This is a genomic window from Rhodococcus sp. 15-2388-1-1a (genome assembly GCF_002259145.1).
In the GTDB taxonomy this organism is placed as follows: Bacteria; Actinomycetota; Actinomycetes; order Mycobacteriales; family Mycobacteriaceae; genus Rhodococcoides.
Genome location: NZ_NPFP01000039.1, coordinates 367,251 through 387,247 on the forward strand (window position 1 = coordinate 367,251; position 19,997 = coordinate 387,247).

Annotated in this window: 21 protein-coding genes; 8 read left to right on the plus strand and 13 right to left on the minus strand. The window is 65.8% G+C overall.

Annotated features, from left to right (window positions below; genetic code table 11):
* Positions 1–15: 15 nt before the first annotated feature.
* Both CH302_RS22040 and sdhC read right to left on the minus strand, forming a co-directional pair.
* On the minus strand, positions 16–468 hold the full coding sequence (locus CH302_RS22040) for a succinate dehydrogenase hydrophobic membrane anchor subunit (protein ID WP_032397462.1): 453 nt from the start codon (positions 466–468) through the stop codon (positions 16–18).
* The gene (sdhC, locus tag CH302_RS22045; RefSeq protein ID WP_082073728.1) at positions 468–878 is read right to left on the minus strand and encodes a succinate dehydrogenase, cytochrome b556 subunit; all 411 of its coding nucleotides are present in this window, start codon (positions 876–878) and stop codon (positions 468–470) included. Before sdhC ends, CH302_RS22040 begins: the two co-directional genes overlap by 1 nt.
* A gap of 265 nt (positions 879–1,143) precedes the next feature.
* Between sdhC and CH302_RS22050 the strand changes: the two genes are divergently transcribed.
* Together CH302_RS22050 and CH302_RS22055 are read left to right on the plus strand one after the other, a co-directional pair.
* Complete coding sequence (locus CH302_RS22050; protein WP_037188964.1) at positions 1,144–1,557, plus strand: cytidine deaminase; 414 nt, start codon at positions 1,144–1,146, stop codon at positions 1,555–1,557.
* Entirely contained in the window at positions 1,550–2,833 is a 1,284-nt protein-coding gene (locus CH302_RS22055) for a thymidine phosphorylase (RefSeq protein WP_037188146.1), read from the plus strand. The genes CH302_RS22050 and CH302_RS22055 overlap by 8 nt, the downstream gene beginning before the upstream one ends.
* Before the next feature lie 9 nt (positions 2,834–2,842).
* Here CH302_RS22055 and CH302_RS22060 read toward each other — a convergent pair whose 3' ends face one another.
* Together CH302_RS22060 and CH302_RS22065 are read right to left on the minus strand one after the other, a co-directional pair.
* On the minus strand, positions 2,843–4,210 hold the full coding sequence (locus CH302_RS22060) for an aspartate aminotransferase family protein (RefSeq protein ID WP_037188144.1): 1,368 nt from the start codon (positions 4,208–4,210) through the stop codon (positions 2,843–2,845).
* On the minus strand, positions 4,207–4,671 hold the full coding sequence (locus tag CH302_RS22065) for an Lrp/AsnC family transcriptional regulator (protein WP_037188142.1): 465 nt from the start codon (positions 4,669–4,671) through the stop codon (positions 4,207–4,209). Before CH302_RS22065 ends, CH302_RS22060 begins: the two co-directional genes overlap by 4 nt.
* 142 nt (positions 4,672–4,813) lie before the next feature.
* On the opposite strand from CH302_RS22065, the gene CH302_RS22070 reads away from it, so the two are divergent.
* Together CH302_RS22070 and CH302_RS22075 are read left to right on the plus strand one after the other, a co-directional pair.
* Positions 4,814–6,319: a gamma-aminobutyraldehyde dehydrogenase gene (locus tag CH302_RS22070; protein ID WP_037188140.1), complete on the plus strand. Its 1,506-nt coding sequence runs from the start codon at positions 4,814–4,816 to the stop codon at positions 6,317–6,319.
* Positions 6,316–7,737 (plus strand): NAD(P)/FAD-dependent oxidoreductase, encoded by a 1,422-nt coding sequence (locus tag CH302_RS22075; protein ID WP_037188139.1) that lies wholly within the window; start codon positions 6,316–6,318, stop codon positions 7,735–7,737. The genes CH302_RS22070 and CH302_RS22075 overlap by 4 nt, the downstream gene beginning before the upstream one ends.
* A 65-nt stretch (positions 7,738–7,802) precedes the next feature.
* Here CH302_RS22075 and CH302_RS22080 read toward each other — a convergent pair whose 3' ends face one another.
* Together CH302_RS22080 and CH302_RS22085 are read right to left on the minus strand one after the other, a co-directional pair.
* The gene (locus tag CH302_RS22080; protein WP_037188138.1) at positions 7,803–8,657 is read right to left on the minus strand and encodes a universal stress protein; all 855 of its coding nucleotides are present in this window, start codon (positions 8,655–8,657) and stop codon (positions 7,803–7,805) included.
* 19 nt (positions 8,658–8,676) lie between these two features.
* Positions 8,677–10,179, minus strand: coding sequence for an APC family permease (locus CH302_RS22085; protein WP_037188136.1), 1,503 nt, complete (start codon positions 10,177–10,179; stop codon positions 8,677–8,679).
* Between the two features lie 244 nt (positions 10,180–10,423).
* Here CH302_RS22085 and CH302_RS22090 point away from each other — a divergent pair, with 244 nt between their 5' ends.
* Positions 10,424–11,548, plus strand: coding sequence for an adenosine deaminase (locus CH302_RS22090; RefSeq protein ID WP_052047363.1), 1,125 nt, complete (start codon positions 10,424–10,426; stop codon positions 11,546–11,548).
* A 21-nt stretch (positions 11,549–11,569) separates the two neighbouring features.
* Here the strand turns inward: CH302_RS22090 and CH302_RS22095 are convergent, their stop codons facing one another.
* The 5 genes from CH302_RS22095 to CH302_RS22110 are packed head-to-tail and all read right to left on the minus strand — an operon-like array spanning position 11,570 to position 14,990.
* The gene (locus tag CH302_RS22095; RefSeq protein ID WP_037188134.1) at positions 11,570–12,850 is read right to left on the minus strand and encodes a hypothetical protein; all 1,281 of its coding nucleotides are present in this window, start codon (positions 12,848–12,850) and stop codon (positions 11,570–11,572) included.
* 15 nt (positions 12,851–12,865) lie between these two features.
* On the minus strand, positions 12,866–13,180 hold the full coding sequence (locus tag CH302_RS30245) for a YbaB/EbfC family nucleoid-associated protein (RefSeq protein ID WP_052047362.1): 315 nt from the start codon (positions 13,178–13,180) through the stop codon (positions 12,866–12,868).
* On the minus strand, positions 13,177–13,530 hold the full coding sequence (locus CH302_RS22100; RefSeq protein ID WP_052047361.1) for a hypothetical protein: 354 nt from the start codon (positions 13,528–13,530) through the stop codon (positions 13,177–13,179). The genes CH302_RS30245 and CH302_RS22100 overlap by 4 nt, the downstream gene beginning before the upstream one ends.
* Positions 13,527–14,651, minus strand: a complete 1,125-nt coding sequence (locus CH302_RS22105; protein ID WP_037188130.1) for a C40 family peptidase — start codon at positions 14,649–14,651, stop codon at positions 13,527–13,529. Before CH302_RS22105 ends, CH302_RS22100 begins: the two co-directional genes overlap by 4 nt.
* Before the next feature lie 6 nt (positions 14,652–14,657).
* Positions 14,658–14,990 (minus strand): type VII secretion target, encoded by a 333-nt coding sequence (locus CH302_RS22110; protein WP_037188961.1) that lies wholly within the window; start codon positions 14,988–14,990, stop codon positions 14,658–14,660.
* 133 nt (positions 14,991–15,123) lie between these two features.
* On the opposite strand from CH302_RS22110, the gene upp reads away from it, so the two are divergent.
* Together upp and CH302_RS22120 are read left to right on the plus strand one after the other, a co-directional pair.
* Complete coding sequence (gene upp / locus CH302_RS22115; protein WP_037188128.1) at positions 15,124–15,747, plus strand: uracil phosphoribosyltransferase; 624 nt, start codon at positions 15,124–15,126, stop codon at positions 15,745–15,747.
* Positions 15,748–15,827: 80 nt separating this feature from the next.
* Entirely contained in the window at positions 15,828–16,676 is an 849-nt protein-coding gene (locus CH302_RS22120; protein ID WP_230596159.1) for a DUF2797 domain-containing protein, read from the plus strand.
* 18 nt (positions 16,677–16,694) lie between these two features.
* On the opposite strand, the gene CH302_RS22125 is transcribed toward CH302_RS22120, so the two are convergent.
* Both CH302_RS22125 and CH302_RS22130 read right to left on the minus strand, forming a co-directional pair.
* Positions 16,695–18,296, minus strand: coding sequence for a phospho-sugar mutase (locus CH302_RS22125; protein WP_037188127.1), 1,602 nt, complete (start codon positions 18,294–18,296; stop codon positions 16,695–16,697).
* Positions 18,293–19,195: a purine-nucleoside phosphorylase gene (locus CH302_RS22130; RefSeq protein WP_371828415.1), complete on the minus strand. Its 903-nt coding sequence runs from the start codon at positions 19,193–19,195 to the stop codon at positions 18,293–18,295. Before CH302_RS22130 ends, CH302_RS22125 begins: the two co-directional genes overlap by 4 nt.
* Here CH302_RS22130 and CH302_RS22135 point away from each other — a divergent pair.
* Positions 19,194–19,898 (plus strand): enoyl-CoA hydratase/isomerase family protein, encoded by a 705-nt coding sequence (locus CH302_RS22135; protein WP_037188126.1) that lies wholly within the window; start codon positions 19,194–19,196, stop codon positions 19,896–19,898. The genes CH302_RS22130 and CH302_RS22135 overlap by 2 nt on opposite strands.
* The last annotated feature ends 99 nt before the right edge of the window (positions 19,899–19,997 follow it).

Sequence of the window (19,997 nt, forward strand, 5' to 3'; positions counted from 1 at the left end):
TAAGCGTCAGTGTCCTTAGCTCGCCGTGATGTTGGGATCGAACGTGAAGATGACGTAGGTGCCGACGCCCATGATGAGGATCATCGACAGCACCAGCAGCGTGGTCAGCCAGAATCGCGTCGAGTCCTTGCGGGAGTAGTCCGCGATGATCGTCCGCAGGCCGTTGCCGCCGTGCAGCTGCGCCAGCCAGAGCATCGTCAGGTCCCAGAACTGCCAGAACGGGCTGGCCCAGCGACCGGCGACGAACGCGAAGTTGATGCGGTGCACACCGTCGTCGAGCATCAGCATGATGAACATGTGGCCGAGGACGAGCACGACGAGTGCCAGGCCGGAGAAGCGCATGAACAGCCATGCGTAGAGCTCGAAGTTGCCCTTGCTCTGGCGCCGCGGTGAACGCGGGTTGGCCAAGCTGGCCGGACGGTCGTAGTTCGTGCCGAGGACCTTCGCCTCGGGACCCTGCGTCGACATCAGTGACCACCCGCCGTGAACATGTTGTAGAAGATTCGTCCCGCGCCGGGGATCATGACGACGAGCCAGACGACTGCGATCGCCCACAGCATCGGCTTCTGGTACTGCGGTCCCTTGGACCAGAAATCGATCAGCATCACGCGGATGCCGTTCAACGCGTGGTACAGCACTGCCGCGACGAGACCGATTTCCATCAGACCGACGAGCGGGGTCTTGTAGGTCTCGATGATGGCGTCGTACGTCTCGGGGTTGACCCGGACCATCGCCGTGTCGAGGACGTGGACGAACAAGAAGAAGAACGTCAACACGCCAGTGATGCGGTGCAGAACCCAGGACCACATGCCCGGATCCCCGCGGTACAGGGACCGCTTGCGCTCCTTGACCGGAGCGACTTCCGTCGTGCTACTCATCGAGTGCAATGCCTCCAACGTCGTTGGTGGACGCATCGAGCCCCGGTGGTCGGTCTTGCCTGGCTCGATTTGTCGCGATTCGGCCCTAGTGCTGGTTGTACTAGCCGCTTACTCGAAACTGTAAACCCATTCGAAACACGGAACTAATTCGACTCGAGGTTCGTACGGTGCCGAAATCCGGTGTTAGGTTTGCCTTCCCAATTGATGCACGCACTTTCGGGCGGATCTCTGCATCAATTCAGACGCCGTGATTGGATGGTTCACCATGAACGAAATCGACTGGAAGACGTTGCGCGACAATGCTCATGAGGCCATGGGTCGTGCCTATGCCCCGTACTCGAACTTTCCGGTCGGTGCAGCAGCTCTGGTGGACGACAATCGGATAGTCACCGGGTGCAATGTGGAAAATGTCTCATACGGTTTGGGGCTGTGCGCGGAGTGCGGGTTGGTGTCGAACTTGCACTCGACCGGCGGCGGCAGACTCGTGGCCTTTTCGTGCTGCGATTCCAGGCGTGAAATTCTGATGCCGTGCGGGCGATGCCGACAGCTGCTGTACGAGTTCGGCGGCCCGGATCTGCTCGTCGACACCGTCTCGGGACCGGCTCGACTGGCAGAGTTGCTCCCGAACGCTTTCGGCCCCGACAACCTCGACGAAGGACGCGTGAACAACCATGCCTGACGCCGTATCCATCATCAGTGCCAAGCGCGACGGACGCGTTCTCGACGACGAGCAGATCGAATGGGTGATCGCCGAGTTCACCCGCGGATCCGTCGCGCCGGAACAGATGTCGGCTCTCGCGATGGCCGTTCTGTGGCGCGGATTGTCGCGTCGCGAGCTCGGTACGTGGACGAACGCGATGATCGCGTCGGGCACACGAATGGACTTCTCGGCGCTGCCGCTGCCCACCGTCGACAAGCACTCGACCGGTGGTGTCGGAGACAAGATCACGCTGCCGCTGGCTCCGCTCGTCGCCGCCTGCGGGGCCGCTGTGCCGCAGCTGTCGGGTCGAGGACTCGGGCACACCGGCGGAACACTCGACAAGCTCGAGTCCATCCCCGGATGGCGAGCGGATCTGAGCGGCGAGGAGATGCATCGCATTCTGGCCGATCCGGCGATCGGTGCCGTCGTATGTGCTGCCGGTGCCGATCTGGCTCCGGCCGACAAGAAGCTCTATGCACTGCGCGACGTGACCGGAACGGTCGAGTCGATACCGCTGATCGCCAGCTCGATCATGAGCAAGAAGATCGCCGAGGGCACCGGGGCACTCGTGTTGGATGTGAAGGTCGGTGCCGGTGCGTTCATGAAGAACGTCGACGACGCACGTGAACTGGCCACCGCGATGGTCGAACTCGGAACCGATGCGGGCGTACGCACTCTGGCGGTCCTCACTGCGATGGACACCCCCCTCGGGCTGACCGCAGGCAACGCGCTGGAGGTTCAGGAATCGGTCGAGGTCCTTGCCGGAGGTGGCCCGGCCGACATCGTCGAGCTGACGATCACGCTGGCGCGCACGATGCTCGCCGCTGCCGGGATCGAGGGGATCGATCCGGCCGACAAGCTCGCCGACGGTTCGGCCATGGATCGGTGGCGAACGATGATCGCCGCGCAGGGCGGCGATCCCGATGCCGCACTACCCGTCGCCCGCGAGAGCCAGGAATTCACGGCTGCGCACGACGGCGTCGTGACCGGACTGGACGCGATGGGCGTCGGACTGGCGGCGTGGCGGCTGGGGGCAGGCCGAGAACGTCAGGGTGAGCCGGTGCAGAGCGCAGCCGGGGTGCGGCTGCACGCCAAGCCTGGCGATCGGGTGCGGGCCGGGGATCGGCTCGCAACCCTCTACACCGACACCCCCGAGCGTTTCGAGTACGCGCAACAGGCACTCGAATCCAGCTGGGAGATAGGGGCCACGGCCACGCAGCCGAGGCCCCTCGTGATCGACCGCATCGGGCTGTAGCGAGACCGGTCAGATCAGGTTGCCCGCCTCGGTCAGCACGCTGCGCAGGATCTGCTCCATCTCGTCGAACTCCTTCTGACCGCAGATCAGCGGCGGAGCCAGCTGCACCACCGGGTCACCACGGTCGTCGGCGCGGCAGTACAGGCCTGCGTCGAACAGGGCCGTGGACAGGAAGCCGCGAAGGATGCGTTCTGCTTCGGCGTCGCTGAACGTCTCCTTCGTGGTCTTGTCCTTGACCAACTCGATGCCGTAGAAGAATCCCTCGCCGCGCACGTCTCCGACGATCGGCAGGTCGTGCAGCTTCTCGAGCGTTGCACGGAACGCCGGTGCGTTGTCTGCGACGTGCGCGTTGATGCCCTCGCGCTCGAAGATGTCGAGATTGGCCATGGCAACGGCGGCGGAGACGGGGTGGCCGCCGAAGGTGTATCCGTGCGCGAAGCTCGAGGTGCCGTCGTCGAACGGCTCGAAGAGCTTGTCGGAGGCGATCATTGCGCCGATGGGCGAGTAGCCCGAGGTCATTCCCTTCGCGCAGGTGATGATGTCGGGTACGTAGCCGAAGTCGCTGCAGGCGAACATCGACCCGATGCGGCCGAACGCGCAGATGACTTCGTCGGACACGAGCAGAACGTCGTAGCGGTCGCAGATCTCACGGACGCGCTCGAAGTATCCGGGCGGGGGAGGAAAGCACCCGCCGGCATTCTGAACCGGCTCGAGGAACACCGCGGCAACCGTGTCGGGGCCTTCGAACTCGATGGCCTCGGCGATGCGATCCGCAGCCCAGATTCCGAACGCCTTCGGATCGGTGTCCAGGGGAGCAGGGGCGCGGTAGATGTTGGTGTTCGGCACCCGGAACGCACCCGGCGTCAACGGCTCGAACGGCTCCTTGAGCGCCGGAATTCCGGTGATGGCGAGTGCGCCCTGCGGGGTGCCGTGGTAGGCGATGGACCGCGAGATCACCTTGTGCTTGCCGGGCTTGCCGACCTTCTTGAAGTACTGCTTGGCGAGCTTCCATGCGCTCTCGACGGCCTCGCCTCCGCCGGTGGTGAAGAAGACGCGATTGAGATCGCCCGGGGCGTACCCGGCGAGCCGCTCGGCGAGCTCGATCGCAGGTTCGGTGACGTACGACCACAGGGGGAAGAACGCCAACTCCTTGGCCTGCTTGGCGGCAGCCTCGGCCAGTTCCTCGCGTCCGTGGCCCACCTGCACCACGAACAGTCCCGAGAGACCGTCGATGTAGCTCTTGCCGTTCGAGTCCCAGATGGTCGAGCCCTCACCGCGGGTGATGATCGGGGGTGTGACCCCTGCGCCGTGGCGGGTGAAGTGGCCCCACAGATGCTTGGCTGCGGAAGCGTCGAGTTCGGATGTCGTTCGCGTCATCGTGTTCCCCAATTGTATTGCTGCTTGACGAGTTTGAGATAGACCAGCGTTTCGGTGCTGGTGACACCGTCCAGGCTGCGGATCTGTTTGTTCAGGATCTGCAGGAGTTGTTCGTCGTCCTCGCACACCACTTCCACGACGACGTCGAACGACCCTGCGGTGAGGACGACGTAGTCGATCGCATCGATCGCCGACAGTTCCTCGGACAGTGCATGACTGTCACCGGTGCATTTGATGCCGATCATGGCCTGCCGCTTGAACCCGACCTGCACCGGATCGGTCACCGCGACGATCTGCATGACGCCGGAGTCCGTCAGGCGCTGAACTCGTTGACGCACAGCCGCTTCCGAGAGTCCGACGGCTTTGCCGATGGCAGCGTACGAGCGACGCCCGTCCTCCTGGAGTTGCTCGATGATCGCCTTGGAGACGTCGTCGAGTGCGATGGGTGGTTGCTCGGGCATGGATCGATCTTGTCACTGTCGTGGCCGTGAACACAACCCGTCGACGATGAAAAGCGTGTCAATTGTGGATTCAGACGACAGAATCAGTTGTCGAAAGGCTGGAAACAGAGAGAATCCGTGGGTCCGACGGTACTCTGCAGGCATGGCGAACATTCCTGGTTGTTGGATCGACGGACGCGCGGTCGACGGTAGTGGTGATCGGTACGAGGTCGACGATCCCGCGACCGGAGCTGTCGTCGCCGAGGTCGGTCTGGCGACCGCCGAAGACGTCGATTCGGCTCTCGCGCATGCCCGATCGGCCTTTCCCTCGTGGTCCAGCGCCACCCCCGCACACCGCAGCGCTGTGTTGCTGGAACTGGCGCGTCTCGTTGCGGCCGACGCGGAGAACTTCGTGTCCGAGGAGGTGGCGCAGACCGGTAAATCGACAAGGTTGGCAACGGAATTCGACGTTCCGGGGAGCGTGGACAACATCGAGTTCTTCGCCGGAGCTGCGCGGCACCTGGACGGTAAGGCTGCTGCGGAGTACTCGGGTGAGCACACCTCCGCCATTCGGCGTGACGCCATCGGAGTGGTCGGTTCGATCACGCCGTGGAACTATCCGCTGCAGATGGCGGTGTGGAAGGCGATACCGGCGTTGGCGGCCGGGTGTTCCATCGTGCTCAAGCCCAGTGAACTCACGCCACTGACCACGTTGCGGTTGGCGCGGTTGGCCACCGAGGCAGGCGTGCCCGACGGGGTGTTCAACGTCGTCACCGGAACCGGTCTCGACGCCGGAGTCGCGCTGTCCTCCCATGCAGGACTGGACCTGATGACCTTCACCGGCTCCACTCCCGTCGGCAGGCGCGTCATGGCGCAGGCCGCCGCGCACGGAACTCGGGTGCAGCTCGAGCTCGGCGGCAAGGCACCGCTGGTGGTCTTCGACGACGCGGATCTCGATGCCGCTGTGCACGGTGCCGTCGCCGGATCGTTGATCAACGGCGGCCAGGACTGCACGGCAGCCACGCGCGCCATCGTCGCCGAATCCCTGTACGAGGACTTCGTCGCCGGGGTCGCCGAGTTGATGGGTCGCGTCGTCGTGGGAGACCCAACGGATCCGGCAACCGACATGGGTTCGTTGATCTCCGTCGCGCATCGAGATCGTGTGGCGGCGATGGTGGATCGAGCTCGCGACGCGGGGGCCAGGGTGGTGACCGGAGGCCGTGTCCCGGAGGGCCGGGGTGCGTTCTATCCGCCGACCCTGATCGCCGATGTCGGTGAGCAGGACGAGATCTATCGCGACGAGGTGTTCGGTCCGGTGCTCACGGTGTCCAAGCATCACGGCGACGACGATGCGATCCGGCGAGCCAACGACACTGCGTTCGGACTCGCCGCATCCGCGTGGACCCGAGACCTGTACCGCGGGGGCCGAGCGACGCGGGAGATCGCCGCCGGCTGTGTGTGGATCAACGACCACATCCCGATCATCAGCGAGATGCCACACGGCGGATTCGGGGCCTCGGGCTTCGGAAAGGACATGTCCAGCTACTCGCTCGACGAGTACCTCACCGTCAAGCACGTCATGACCGACATCACCGGTGTGGCTCGAAAGCCTTGGCACCGAACGGTATTTGCCTCGACCGGCCCCGAAGCGCAGGAGGACGCCCGATGAGCGCATCATGGGCAACCGAACCCACCGACCGCGGCGTGGCGATGGTGGCGGGCGCGGCACCGGAGTCCTACTGGCTCGATCGTCCCGAACGCCCGGCACCGCGGACACGGCACACCGGTTCGGCTGCAGCGGATCTGGTGATCATCGGCGGCGGATTCACCGGACTGTGGGCGGCTCTGCAGGCGGCAGAAGAGAACCCGAACCGATCGATCGTGCTGCTCGAAGGCGACCGCATCGCCGAGGGCGCAACCGGACGCAACGGCGGCTTCTGTGCGGCCAGCCTGACGCACGGACTGGGCAACGGACTCGACCGCTACGCCGACGAACTACCCGAGCTGCTGCGGATGGGCACCGAGACGCTCGACGCGATCTGCGCGACGGCGGACAAGTACGGGATCGACGCCGACATCGAGCGCACTGGCGAGCTCGACATCGCCAATTTCGACTGGCAGGTGAACGACCTGCGGGAGCTCGGTGAGGAGGGTGCACGCCTGTCGCAGCCGATGGAATACCTCGACGCCGCTGCAGTGCAGTCCAGGATCACCTCACCGATGGCGCGCGGTGCACTGTTCGACCCCGATGTCGCGATGATCGACCCCGCCAAACTCGCCTGGGGCCTGGCCGACGCGGCCGAATCGCTCGGCGTTCGCATTCACGAGAACACTCGGGCGCTGTCGATCGACAAGTCCGGCAACGGTATTCGAGTGAAGACGGGCTACGGCACCATCGAGGCCGGCAAGGTGTTGCTGGCCACGTCGGCGTCGAAATCGTTGCGCCGCAAACTCCGTCACTGGATCGTCCCGGTGTGGGACTACGTGATCATGACCGAACCACTGACGTCGGCGCAGCTCGCCGACATCGGCTGGTCCGGCCGCGAAGGATTGGCGGACTCCGGCAACCGATTCCACTACTTCCGGTTGACGGCGGACAACCGCATCCTGTTCGGCGGGTGGGATGCGCACTACTTCTACGGTAGCGACACCGACCCACGCCGAACCCAACATCCCGAAGAGTTCGCATTGCTCGCCGAACACCTGCTGCAGATGTTCCCGAGCCTCGAAGGAATTCGCGCCACCCATGCCTGGGGCGGATCGATCGACACGTGCTCGCGGTTCAGCGCCTTCTGGGATCTCGGCATGAACGGACGGGTGGCCTCGGTCGCCGGGTTCACCGGACTCGGCGTCGGCGCGTCGCACTTCGGGGCACGCACCGCGCTCGATCTTCTCGACGGCAAGGACACCGAACGAACACGCCTGAAGATGGTGCGCAGCATGCCGCTTCCGTTCCCGCCCGAGCCCCTCAAGTCGATCGGAATCAACATCACCCGCGCGGCATTCGCCCGAGCCGACCGCAACGGCGGAAAACGCGGCCTGTGGCTCAAGGGCATGGACGCGCTCGGTCTCGGCTTCGACAGCTGAGGTGCCAAAGGCAGTGGTGCGGTCGAGTGCTACCCGGGGCACTCGACCGCACCACTGCCGTGGCACTAATCGTGCGGAACGACGACCACCGGCACCGGGGCAGCACGCAGAATCTTGGCCGCGCTCGAACCGAGGAACACCCGCTTCGGAGTCGCCAATCGACTCGAGCCGAGGAACAGCACGTCGCCCGGCTTCCAGTCGAGGTTGCCCATCGCCTCGTCGAGCGTCGACCCGTCGGCGACGACCGACTCCAGACCGTCGATGTCGGGGAGTGTGCGCACCGCCTGGTCGAGATTGTCCTGCGCGGCAGCGACCTGTCGTCGACGGGTGTCCAGCGACGTCTCGTCGCTCGGTGCCCCGGTCGGCTCGAGCGAGACCAGCGACACCAAGCGGACCGGCACGTGCGCCGCGCTGGCAATGGTGATCGCGAAGGGCAGCGGATTCGGGGCCGATGCCCGGGTGGGGACGGCGACGGTCAGGTCGGTGATCGGTGCGTTCGAGAGCCGATAGCCCCGAGGGGCAAGTGCCAGCGGCACTTCCGAGGCATGCAGCAGTTGACTGGCGACCGACCCGATCGAGTGCCGGTTCAGCAGGCCGTCACCCGCACCGCCGACGACGATCATGTCGGCATCGGTGTTCACCGCGAAGTCGATCAACGCGCGGGCGAACGACTCGTGGGAGAGAACGTGTGTGGTCACCTCGATGCCCGACGGCACCTGAGCGGCCGCGTCGTCCACCCAGCCGCGCGCCTTGGCCTCGAGAACTTTGCGATACGGTCCGCTGCCTTCCATGACCGGTTCGTCGACGGCCATGACCAGCACGATGTCGATGGACGCGTCGAGGGCGCGGGCGAGGGCGGTGGCCAGGGCTACGCCGTCGTCGCCGCTGGGGGTGGCGAGGTAGCCGACGGTGATCTTCATGAGTTTCGGTCCTTCTCTTCTAGTAAGTGTCCGGAACCTTGACTTCGGTGGACGCGGTGAGTGTCTTGCCCTGGAAGAAGTCCCTGTTGCCCACGAAGCACAGCAGCATGAGCGGGATTCCGAGTACCAGCATGCCGACGCCGAGGACGAACACACCGCCGATCGGACCGTAGACGGTGTAACCGTAGTCGGGCTTGATCATGTCGATTGCGCTCTGCACGAACGCCCACGTCATCGACAATCCACCGAGGAACGGGAAGATGCCGCGCATGAACAGGTTTCGCACGGACGTCAGCAGCGTCCGGCGGAAGTACCACGTGCACGCATACGCGGTGATGCCGTAGTAGAACGCGACCGCGAGCCCGAGCGAGGCCACCGAATCCTGCAATGCGTTGGCGCTGACGAAGGTGAGCACCAGGTAGAACAGCAGGGCTGCGGCACCCATCACGAGCGTGCCGAAGCCGGGCGTCATGTACTTGGGGTGCACGCTGGCGAACCGCTTGGGGATTGCCTCGTACACGGCCATCGACAGTGTTCCGCGGGCCGTGGGCAGGATGGTCGTCTGCGTCGAGGACAGCGCCGAGATGGAGACCGTCAGCAACAGCAAGGACGCGACGATCGACCCGGCGACCGGATCGCCGAGAATGGTGAGCACATCGTCGACGTTGTCCGGGTTGTTCAAGCCGATGCCGGTATCGCCGAAACCGGCGAACGACTGCACGGCGTATCCGACGAGAACATACGTAGCAACGAGGATCAGCGTCGTGATCACTGCGGCCCGTCCCGGCGTCTTCTCCGAGTCCTTCGTTTCTTCGCCGACGGCAAGGCAGGCATCCCATCCCCAGTAGATGAAGATGCACAGGATGATGGCCTGGGCCGCGTCGGACATCGTCACTCCGGTGGGCACCAACCAACTCCACTGGGGCGTGATGGCCTGCGGTCCTGCGGTTCCGGTACCCACCTTCACCAGTGCCGTCACCGAGACTCCGATGAGCACTCCGAACTGCACGACCAGCAGCACGTTCTGCATGCGTTCGCTGATGAGGATGCCGCGGAAGCTGACGTAGGTCATCGAGACGATGAAGAACGAACCGAGAGCGACCTTGGCCGCGGTCGACTCCGCCAACCCCGACAGGCCCAGGAACTCGAACAGATAGATGGCTGCGATCTCGGCGACGTTGGCCAGCACGATGATCGCCGACACGGCCAGCCCCCACCCGGCCATCCAACCGACCCAGGGCCCGAAGGCCTTGGTGCCCCAGGTGAACGAGGTTCCGCAGTCCGGTGTGTCGCGACCGAGTTCGCGGTATGCGAAGGCAGTGAGCAGCATCGGAACGAAGGCGATGAGAAACATGGAGGGTGCTTTGTCGCCGACGGCCAGAACCACGTAACCGAGGGTGGCGGCGAGGCTGTAGGCCGGGGCTACCGCCGACAAGCCGATGACGATGTTGCCGACCAGCCCGAGAGCGCCGGTGTTGAGCCCTTTACCCGGAATGGTGTTCGGCGGTTCCACAGTGGACATAGGTCTCTCCGAGGTTCGAGTCGACCGAGGACGTCGGAGGGGACCCGACGGAATCGGCTGCGCGTGTGTGCTGAACACTACGATTTCCGTCGCCGATCCGCTGTGTATCGACGGAATTGTTTTCATCGGAGTAACAATGCAACGAAATGGGTCGCGGAAGGGGCGGACGTCGGGGGAATCCGCGGACTCGCCGAGTGGCGATGACAGGCGCGCGTGCGCGGGAGCCGCACGCTACCGTCGACACATGAGCACCGCGGAGAACACTCAGTCCTCGATCGGTGGCAGTGCGCCACTCGATCTCGCGTCGATCAGGACAGCTCCCAAGGCATTGCTGCACGATCACCTCGACGGCGGACTCCGCCCGCAGACCGTGTTGGAGCTGGCCGACGAATGCGGTTACGGCGATCTTCCGGCCACCGACGGCGCGGCGCTGGGCGAGTGGTTCCGCGACGCCGCGGACAGTGGCTCGCTGGTTCGGTACCTCGAGACGTTCGCGCACACCGTCGCCGTGATGCAGACCCCCGAAGGGCTGTTCCGAGTGGCGCGCGAATGCGCCGAGGATCTGGCCGACGACGGCGTCGTGTACGCCGAGGTGCGCTTCGCACCGGAACAGCACCTCGAGCGCGGACTGACTCTCGACGAGGTCGTCACCCATACGCTCGCCGGCTTCGAAGCGGGGATCTCCGCGGCCAAGGTGCGGGGCAAGAACATCACGATCGGCACCTTGCTCACCGCGATGCGGCACGCGGCGCGTTCGCGGGAGATCGCCGAACTGACGGTCCGGTTCCGCGACCGTGGCGTCGTGGGCTTCGACATCGCCGGTGCCGAAGCGGGCTTTCCTCCCAGTCGCCACCTCGACGCCTTCGAGTACATGCGAGCGAGCAACGCGCACTTCACCATTCACGCGGGAGAGGCGTTCGGTCTGCCGTCGATCCAGGAAGCGGTGGCATTCTGCGGCACCGACAGGCTCGGTCACGGGGTCCGGATCACCGACGACATCACCACCGGTGCCGATGGCACACCCGAACTCGGTCTGCTCGCCGCGTACGTCCGCGACACGAGAATGCCCCTCGAACTGTGCCCGAGCTCCAACGTCCAGACCGGAGCCGTCGAATCGTTGGCGACGCACCCGTTCGATCTGCTCGCCCGATTGCGATTCCGAGTCACCGTCAACACCGACAACCGGTTGATGAGCGATACCTCGATGAGTCGCGAGATGGCCAAGCTCGTCGAGACCTTCGGCTACGGCTGGAGCGATCTCGAGCGCTTCACCATCAACGCGATGAAGTCGGCGTTCCTGCCGTTCGACGAGCGGCTGGCGCTCATCGACGACGTCATCAAGCCCGGTTACGCAGTTCTGATCGGCTGATCGACCAGACCCGGCGGCCGACTACTTCTTGCGCAGTCGGCTCTCGAACTCACGCTCGAGGGCGCGCCATGCTTCGGCCTCGACGTCGAACGGTGCGCTCGGAGCGAGCCGGTCGGGACTGGGCTCGAGGGCGTACGAGACGTACCAACCCAGCGGGGTGGACGTGGCGAGAGCCTCGTCGACCGAATCGTCACCGGCGAAATCGGCGGCGTCGGTGAACAATTCGACGGCCAGGTCGAGTTGTTCGACGTCGACTGCGGTTGGCCCGTCTGCGAGGTCGTCGGCGAGGCCGGGCAGCACGTACACGTTGTCGTCGGTGATCGTGATGTCGAGGGAGCCGTCGATGGCGGCGGTCTGAACATCGGAGTAGGTGCTGACCTGCGCCAAATCGTGATCGTGGTCGTCGGCCAGATACCGGGCCAGCGAACGCTCGGAACCGAAGACGCTGATGGCGCCGCCGCGGCCGAGGAACACCGGCTTGTCGCCGAGGTAGCACCGCAGGGTGTAGAGCGTGTCGTCCGAGGTGATGATGCGAATAGGGTCGATGCCGACCGTGGTCCAGAACGTTTCTTCGGCTGCGGCAGCGGCGATCGGATCGCGGTCCACCTCGGCGGAGTCGTCTTCGTCGTCGTCGTCGTCGTCGTCCGAGTCCGAATCGGAGTCGATGTCGTCCGTGACGTCATCGGCGTCGACGGCGTTCTCGGCGGCTGCGGTGATCTCGGCTTCGGCGACGGCTACGGCTGCGGAGTCGACAGCGGGGGAGGTGACGATGGAGTCGACTGCGTCGAGCACGTCGTCCCAGTGTTTGGCGACCGCTGCACCGATGCGGTCCCACAGTTCACCGCCCTCGCGACCGAGGAAGTTCTCGACGCCTCCGCCGACGGCACCGACGAAAGGGTTGGAGCCGAAAAAGCTTGTGACAGGTCGCAATTCGCAGACATCGCCGATGGAGGAAACGATGTCGAAGGTGGCTTGCAGTTCGGCGAGAACGTCGGCCTCGGGATCGGAGGCCACCAACTCCGGCACCGCCACCAGATCGAAGCGGTGCAGATCATCGGGCTCGAGCTCGTGTGCGGCGAGTGCGGAGACCACCGTCCACGACGGATGATCGACGAGATCGTTGTCGTCGTCGGATCTGACGAATGCCGCGAGCTCTGCGACGGTCGAGAATCCGTACAGGTCTTCCTCGTGTCCGAGGAATGCCTCCCACTCGTCGTCGCCTTCTCGCCACTCCGGTGCCCACAGTGTCGAGAAGTCACCGGCGGTGAGACCGAGTTCGATCGGGATGATGTCTCCAGCCATGGCGCGAAGCCTATCTCAGGAGTCTGTGAACGAACCCTGCAGACTTTGCAGGATCGCCTCGCGCTGGTCGAGCGCCGCACGTGCAGCGTCGGCAGCCACTGCGGTGATCGTCGACGCGAGTGCGTGAGCGGCAATCGATCCGAGGTTCTCGGCTAGTTCGAGCTCGACCAGGGCTCCTGATCCATCGGCGACGACGGTCACCAGGTTGTCCGGCGAGGTGAGTCGAATTCTGATGCGGTCCAGTCGCTCGTGCGTTTCGCGGAGTGCATCCAGCCGGTGCTGGGCGCTGCCGACCAGAGCGTCGAGTTCGGTGGTGTGGGCGTGGGTCATACCTGCTTCAACCAACTCGTGGGTGCGGGGTCCTCTGCGAGATCGGCGTTCGCTTCGGCGGCGACTCGGGCACGGGTGGGCAAGCCGAGACGATCGAGAACCTCGGTGGGAACGCCGTCCTCGGCGAGGAGGGTGCGGCGCTGGGCTCGTGCTGCGGCACTCGCCCGTACACAGTGCTCGAGAATTGCCGACGCCAATGCGCCTCCGCCGTAACGCAGTTCGCGTTCGTCGATCGCGATCCCGATCGGCAGTCCGTGTTCGGTGGCACGCACGGTCACCGATCCCGATCGCGTACCCGATACCGCGCTGACGACGGTGATGTCCGAGTCCGTCACTGGTCGGCCCTTCATTCGGTCGGACGGTAGAAGCCCTTGAAGCCCATACCGCTGTTGGTCGTTCTGATCGGTCCCACCTGTACGGGGTCGCCTGCCTCGACGAGCTGACCGTTGCCGATGACCATGGCCACGTGCCCGTCCCAGACTGCGAGGTCACCGGGCATCACCTCACCCGGTGCCACGGCGGAGCCGATGTCCTGTTCCTGTGCCAGACGCGGGATCTCGACGCCCTGCTGTGCGTACGCCCACTGGGTCAGCCCGCTGCAGTCGAGCCCGCTGCCCGGCGTGGTGCCGCCCCACGCGTAGGGCACACCCTGTTGGGTCAGCGCGCTGCGGACGGCACCCGCGGCTTCGGCATTGGGTGCGGTGACGGTGCTGCCGTCGGGTAGTCGTATCTCGACTCCCCGGCCGGTGCTGTCCGGGGTCGGGGAGGGATCGGTGCCCGGATTGCCCAGGTAGTTCTGTGCGCCGCCGCTGCTCGGCGACTCGGCTCCGGCGGCAGGGGAGGAGACGGACTGCGCGAACGTCTTCGCCAACTTCTCGCCTGCCTCGATCACCTGTGATGTCGCGGGCGAGGTCATGAGATTCGAGGGGGAGCCGGGGGTCGGTGTCGGTCCGCCGCCCACGGGGGCGGGAACTGTCGGGGGAGCGGCCAGTTCACCGACTTCCGCGGTGTGGACGGCCAATTCGCCCCGAACGCGCGCCACCACCACGAGAGCTCGCTCGAGGTGTTCGATGGCCGCCGTGATCAGCATGGTCTGGCCGGCCGGGGTGGCGATGATCGGCCCGGCAGACAGTGCGATTCCTACGAACGATCGGACGATCGACTGCAGTTCCAGGAAGCCTTGATAGGTGTCGCGGCAGGCCTGATCGACGACGGCAGCGATGTCGTCGGCGTGGTCGGCGAGGGCGATGGCGCTCCTATGAGCGTTCTCGGCGTACCGAATGGCCGCGTCGGCGGCGTCACCGTTCCAGTTCGCAGCGAGCTCGGTGATCGCGACCCTGCCGATTCCCTGCGCCGCCTCGATCGCTGCCGAGGACACACGTAGCACGTCGGCCGGACCGCCGGTGGGGAGCTCACCGTTGCCGAAGGCTCCGAGCAGATCGACGATGGGACGGGCCAGCAGATCGATCATCGGCGTTTACCTCGCGTCCTGCGCGACACCGGCGGCCGAGGCCGCGACGGTTGCGCCGGTGCCTGCATCGGTGAGGGCGTACGACACCGCGGATGCGGTGGCCGCGGAACCGATGCTCGCCACCGTGCCCGCCAGGCGCACCACGGCGTCGGTGTGCGCCAGATGGGTGCCGGTGACCGCACCGAGAAATTCTTGTCCGATCAGACCGAAGACCGGAGCCAACACAGCGGGGCCGCATGCGGCGGCAGCAGCACCTGCCGCGGCGATCTGTTCGGCCATGGTCGACGCCACCGCACCGTATGCGAGGACCCCCTCGGTTTCGACGACGAGCTCGGCCATCGGTGCCCCCTGAGAATGCGATCGATCGACGGTCGCCGAGTGCGACGCCCAACTGGTTCGACGCGGGTACTTGCCATTCGGTTCCCCCGAGTTGCCGTTCGCGTCCTGCCACCGAAGTCCTATCCTTGTCGGCATGGAAACACACGTGGTCGATCACCCACTGGCCGCAGCCCTGCTCACCACGATGCGGGACGAGCGCAGCGACAACGCCACGTTCCGGTCGGCTCTGCGCCAGCTCACCCACATGCTGGTCTACGAGGCCACCCGCGATGCTGCGATCGACACCTTCGAGGTACGTACACCCGTCGCAGTCACCGAGGGCACCAGGCTGGCACGACCGCCGTTGCTGGTCCCGGTCCTGCGCGCAGGCCTCGGCATGGTCGAGAAGGCCAGCAGCCTCATCCCGCAGTCTCGCGTCGGTTTTGTCGGAATGGCCCGAGACGAAGAAACTCACCAGCCCGTGCCGTACATGGAATCTCTGCCCGACGACCTGTCGCAGACGCCCGTCTACGTACTGGACCCGATGCTCGCCACCGGCGGATCCATGGTCCACACCATCGAACTGCTCGTCGGCCGTGGCGCGGCGGACGTGACCGCCATCTGCGTCGTTGCCGCTCCCGAAGGAGTTGCCGCCCTCGAAGCCTCGGGTCTGCCGGTGCGACTGGTGGCAGCGAGCATCGACGACGGTCTCAACGACAACGCCTTCATCGTTCCCGGCCTCGGTGACGCGGGCGATCGCCAGTTCGGTCCGCGCTGACTCCCTCTGTCGCAGGTCGATTGGTTCTCGGCGTCTCCTGGCCCTCGGAGGCAGCACCTGCACCGCGCCCGAGATTGCGGGTGCTCGACGTCGACACCGAGCAGATCGAGTTCCACGAACTGGTCGGCTGCAGGCTCGGCTTCCGCGCGCCGGGTGCGTCGACCGATCGGTACTGCACCGGGCGCATGGCATTTCGGGCCGACGGCCCGCCGCGCTACGTGCCGTGCCCCGGCCGGGAGCGGGCCGTCGCGTCGGGGCAGTGCGCGACGTGCGCCGACAAGGACAGCTTTCGATTCGTGCACACCGTGCATCGCAGCGGATTCGTCTCGCGTGATCTGGAAAAGCATGTCATGCAACCGCATTGGCTGTATCTGGCGGCGTTCGCGAACGGCACCTTCAAGATCGGGACGGCGGCGGACACGCGCAAATGGGGCCGGCTCGCCGAGCAAGGTGCCATCTGCGCGCAGTACGTCGCCCATGCCGACGACGGAAAGGCCGTCCGGGTTGCCGAGGATCTCGTGACCGAATCGATGGGGCTACGGCAGGCGGTGAGGTCCGCGGCGAAAGCCGCCTCGCTGTGTCTGCCGATCGACGTGGACAGGCTCGATGCCGCCACCACTGCCCGGGCCCAGCAGGTCCGCGAGATGCTGACCGAGGCAGGCATTGCCGGATGCACCGCAATAGACGAACCATGGGCTCCGCCCGCAGGCCGGGAGGCGTTGAGCGAGAACGTCAGCCGCGTCGCCTACCCCGCCGATGTCGCAACCGGCTCGCACGGACTCGAGATCAGGACATGCGTCGGGCAGGCGGTGATCGCGACGGTCGACGACGAGACCTACGTCGTGGATCTTGCGGCACTGAAGGGTCGCCGAATAGAACTCGGGGCCTTCACGTCCGATCTGCCCGCGGTGCAGTCGGCGCTGTTCTGAGGTTCGGGTCGTCGACGCCTAGAGGTGCTGGGCGAAGTCGGTCAGTTCGGCCAGAACTCCGGCTGCTGCCGCCCGCGCTCTCGGCAGGTCCTCGGGGCCGTCGACCGGCTCGATCACCTCGAGGTAGGCCTTGAGTTTGGGTTCGGTGCCGGAGGGCCGCACGATCACCCGCAGGCCCGATCCGCTGATCTCGACTGCGTCGGTCCGTAATTCGTCGTCGCGCTGGGCGTAGTCGAGCACGGTGACGGCCCGCCCGGCCAGTTCCGTCGGCGATGCGCTGCGCAACCGGTGCATCATGTTCCCGATCTCGGCGAGGTCGTCGACCCGCCGCGAGACCTGCGCACCCAGGTGAACCCCGAACTCGACCGCGAGGTCGTCGAGCACGTCGAGCAGGGTGCGACGATCCTGCTTCAGGCCGGCGGCCAGATCTGCGAGCACCACCGCGGCCGAGATACCGTCCTTGTCTCGCACCACGTTCGGATCGACGCAGTGCCCGATGGCTTCCTCGTAGGCGTACACGAGGCCCTCGCCCGCGCGGACGAGCCATTTGAATCCGGTCAGGGTGCGGGCATAGCGCGCGCCGCGCGCCGGAGCGAGCGCCGAGAGCAGTTGCGACGAGACGATCGTGTTGGCCACCAGTGAGTCGGCGGGCGCATCGGCGAGGAGATGGTTCGCGAGCAGGGCCCCGGTCTCGTCGCCGGTCAGCATGCGCCACCCGCTGTCCGTGGGCACCCCGACCGCACAGCGATCGGCATCGGGGTCGAGGGCAATCGCTATATCGGCGTCGATGTCCGCCGCCAACGCGAGCACGGCGTCGGCAGCTCCGGGCTCCTCGGGGTTGGGAAACGTGACGGTCGGAAACGCTGGATCGGGCTCGAACTGCTCCTCGACCACCTGGATGTCGCGGAACCCCGCACCGCGTAGTGCTGCCATCGCGAGCTCACCGCCGACGCCGTGCAGTGGGGTGAGTGCGATTCGGATGTCTCGACGCGTCGAATGTGGCAGTGCAACAACCGAATCGAGATATCGAGCCGCGATGTCGGAGCCGCCGGGCTGGACGATCGCGCGCGGAACCTCGATCGCGTCGGGAGTGGCCGCGATGAGCGCTTCGATCTGGGCGTCGCTCGGCGGGATCAGTTGCGAGCCGCCGCGAAGATACACCTTGTACCCGTTGTCCGCGGTGGGATTGTGCGACGCGGTGATCTGCACGCCGAGCTCGGCATCGAGTGCCCGTACCGCGAAGGCGACGACGGGGGTCGGTAGCGGCCGAGGCAGCATCACCACGGAAAAGCCCTGGGCGGAGAAGGTTTCGGCGGCCGCGAATGCGAACTGTTCGGAGCCGTTCCTGGCGTCGCGACCGACCACGACCGTGGACCCGCCCAGACCGTTCTCGATCAACCAGGCCGCGATGCCGGCCGAGGTCTTCGTCACCACCGCCACGTTCATTCCGTTGGGTCCCGCGCGCACCGGGCCACGAAGACCTGCGGTACCGAACGTCAGGGGACCGCTGAACCTCTCGGCGAGTTCGGCATCGGGCAGACCGTCGAGTTCCTCGCGAGCAGCGGGGTCGGGATCGCCTGCGATCCATCGTTGTACTCGCTCGGTGAGATCCTCGGTCACAGGCGGGAGACCAATTCGTGCAGGAGCGCTCCCATGCGGGCAGCGGACTCCTTGCCTGCAGCGAGTACTTCGGTGTGGTTCAGGTGCTCTCCGGTCATGCCGGCCGCGAGATTGGTCACCAGCGAGATGCCCAGGACGCGTGCGCCTTTCGCTCGTGCGGCAATCGTCTCGTGCACCGTCGACATACCCACGAGGTCTGCGCCGAGCGTGCGCAGCATCCTGATCTCGGCGGGCGTCTCGTAGTGCGGACCGGGCAGGCCTGCATAGACGCCGTCCTCGAGCGACGGATCGATCTCGGCCGCGAGGGCCCGGAGTTCGGGGGAGTACGCGTCGACCAGATCGACGAACTCGGCCCCGACGAGGGGCGAGCGAGCCGTCAGGTTGAGGTGGTCCGAGATCAGCACGGGCTGTCCGACGCTCATGCCGTCTCGGATACCGCCTGCAGCGTTGGTGAGCACGACGGTCGTGGCACCTGCCGCGATCGCGGTACGCACGGGATGCACGACGCGTCGCAGGTCGTGCCCCTCGTAGGCATGCGTGCGTCCCTGCAGCAGCAGGGTGTGGGTGCCGCCGACGTCCACCGAGGTGATGGTGCCGGAGTGGCCGGACGCCGACGGTGGCGCGAAACCGGGCAGGTCGGCCATGCGCACGGTTGCGGTGGGGGAGCCGAAGACGTCGGCTGCCGCCTGCCATCCGGAACCGAGAACGATGGCCACGGTGTGGGTGTCGACTCCGGTTGCCGCGGCGAGTGCGTCGGCGGCGGTGCGCGCGGCACCCTCGGGATCGGTCACGGGGTCGGTCGCATGTGCGTCGGTTGTTGCCACGATGAACAACAGTAGGAGATCGACGCCACGGATGTGCGACCGGCGGAAGTTACCGTTGGGTAGTATCCGCTGCATGCCTTATCTCGAACGCGACGGCGACGTCCACATCCTGTTCCTCGGTGCCCAGAACGGGGCGGACAATCCCGAGAATCGGTTCCATCCGGACTGGATCGACGCCACCCATGCGTTGCTCGACGAGGTCGAGGCCTCGACCGGTCCGGCCGCGCTGGTCACCACGTCGGCGGGCAAGTTCTACAGCAACGGCCTCGACACCGACTGGCTGTTCGCCAACCTGGACAAGATCACCTGGTACCTCGACCGCGTCCACACTCTCTACACCCGGCTCCTGGCGTTTCCGATGGCCACCGTCGCCGCGGTGCAGGGGCACGCATTCGGCGCGGGCGCGATGTTCGCCACCTCCCACGACTTCCGCATCCAACGCGTCGATCGCGGCTTCTACTGCCTGCCCGAGGTGAACCTGAACATGCCGTTCACCGTCGGAATGTCAGCTCTGATCAACTCCCGGCTGCCCAAGCAGACCGCCGTCGAGGCCATGACGACCGGTCGCCGTTACGGCGGTGCCGACGCCGTGGCCGCCGGAATCGTCGAGGCAACGGCAGCGGAGGAGTCGTTGGTGTCCGACGCAGTCGCGAAGGCGGCGGCGTTGACGAGCACCCGAGGTGCGAACCTGGCCGGGATCAAGAGCCGTATGCACGTGGATCTGCTCGCCGCGCTGAACACCGCGACCGACTACAGCAACTTCAGCTTCGGGAAGTAGCAGGACCGACTTCACCCACGACTGAAGCACAGCTGTTCCGACACTCGGTCGCGCTAGTGACACACTGTCTCTCGTGATCGACGAATCGAACAGTGCTGC

Coding starts and splice junctions, on each gene's coding strand:
- upp (WP_037188128.1), top strand. CDS start 15,124: ATGGAAACACACGTGGTCGATCACCCACTGGCCGCAGCCCTGCTCACC.
- CH302_RS22130 (WP_371828415.1), bottom strand. CDS start 19,195: ATGCAGCGGATACTACCCAACGGTAACTTCCGCCGGTCGCACATCCGT.
- CH302_RS22050 (WP_037188964.1), top strand. CDS start 1,144: ATGAACGAAATCGACTGGAAGACGTTGCGCGACAATGCTCATGAGGCC.
- CH302_RS22090 (WP_052047363.1), top strand. CDS start 10,424: ATGAGCACCGCGGAGAACACTCAGTCCTCGATCGGTGGCAGTGCGCCA.
- CH302_RS30245 (WP_052047362.1), bottom strand. CDS start 13,180: ATGACCCACGCCCACACCACCGAACTCGACGCTCTGGTCGGCAGCGCC.
- CH302_RS22095 (WP_037188134.1), bottom strand. CDS start 12,850: ATGGCTGGAGACATCATCCCGATCGAACTCGGTCTCACCGCCGGTGAC.
- CH302_RS22060 (WP_037188144.1), bottom strand. CDS start 4,210: ATGACGCGAACGACATCCGAACTCGACGCTTCCGCAGCCAAGCATCTG.
- CH302_RS22065 (WP_037188142.1), bottom strand. CDS start 4,671: ATGCCCGAGCAACCACCCATCGCACTCGACGACGTCTCCAAGGCGATC.
- CH302_RS22070 (WP_037188140.1), top strand. CDS start 4,814: ATGGCGAACATTCCTGGTTGTTGGATCGACGGACGCGCGGTCGACGGT.
- CH302_RS22040 (WP_032397462.1), bottom strand. CDS start 468: ATGTCGACGCAGGGTCCCGAGGCGAAGGTCCTCGGCACGAACTACGAC.
- CH302_RS22100 (WP_052047361.1), bottom strand. CDS start 13,530: ATGAAGGGCCGACCAGTGACGGACTCGGACATCACCGTCGTCAGCGCG.
- CH302_RS22055 (WP_037188146.1), top strand. CDS start 1,550: ATGCCTGACGCCGTATCCATCATCAGTGCCAAGCGCGACGGACGCGTT.
- sdhC (WP_082073728.1), bottom strand. CDS start 878: ATGAGTAGCACGACGGAAGTCGCTCCGGTCAAGGAGCGCAAGCGGTCC.
- CH302_RS22075 (WP_037188139.1), top strand. CDS start 6,316: ATGAGCGCATCATGGGCAACCGAACCCACCGACCGCGGCGTGGCGATG.
- CH302_RS22085 (WP_037188136.1), bottom strand. CDS start 10,179: ATGTCCACTGTGGAACCGCCGAACACCATTCCGGGTAAAGGGCTCAAC.
- CH302_RS22110 (WP_037188961.1), bottom strand. CDS start 14,990: ATGGCCGAGCTCGTCGTCGAAACCGAGGGGGTCCTCGCATACGGTGCG.
- CH302_RS22105 (WP_037188130.1), bottom strand. CDS start 14,651: ATGATCGATCTGCTGGCCCGTCCCATCGTCGATCTGCTCGGAGCCTTC.
- CH302_RS22080 (WP_037188138.1), bottom strand. CDS start 8,657: ATGAAGATCACCGTCGGCTACCTCGCCACCCCCAGCGGCGACGACGGC.
- CH302_RS22135 (WP_037188126.1), top strand. CDS start 19,194: ATGCCTTATCTCGAACGCGACGGCGACGTCCACATCCTGTTCCTCGGT.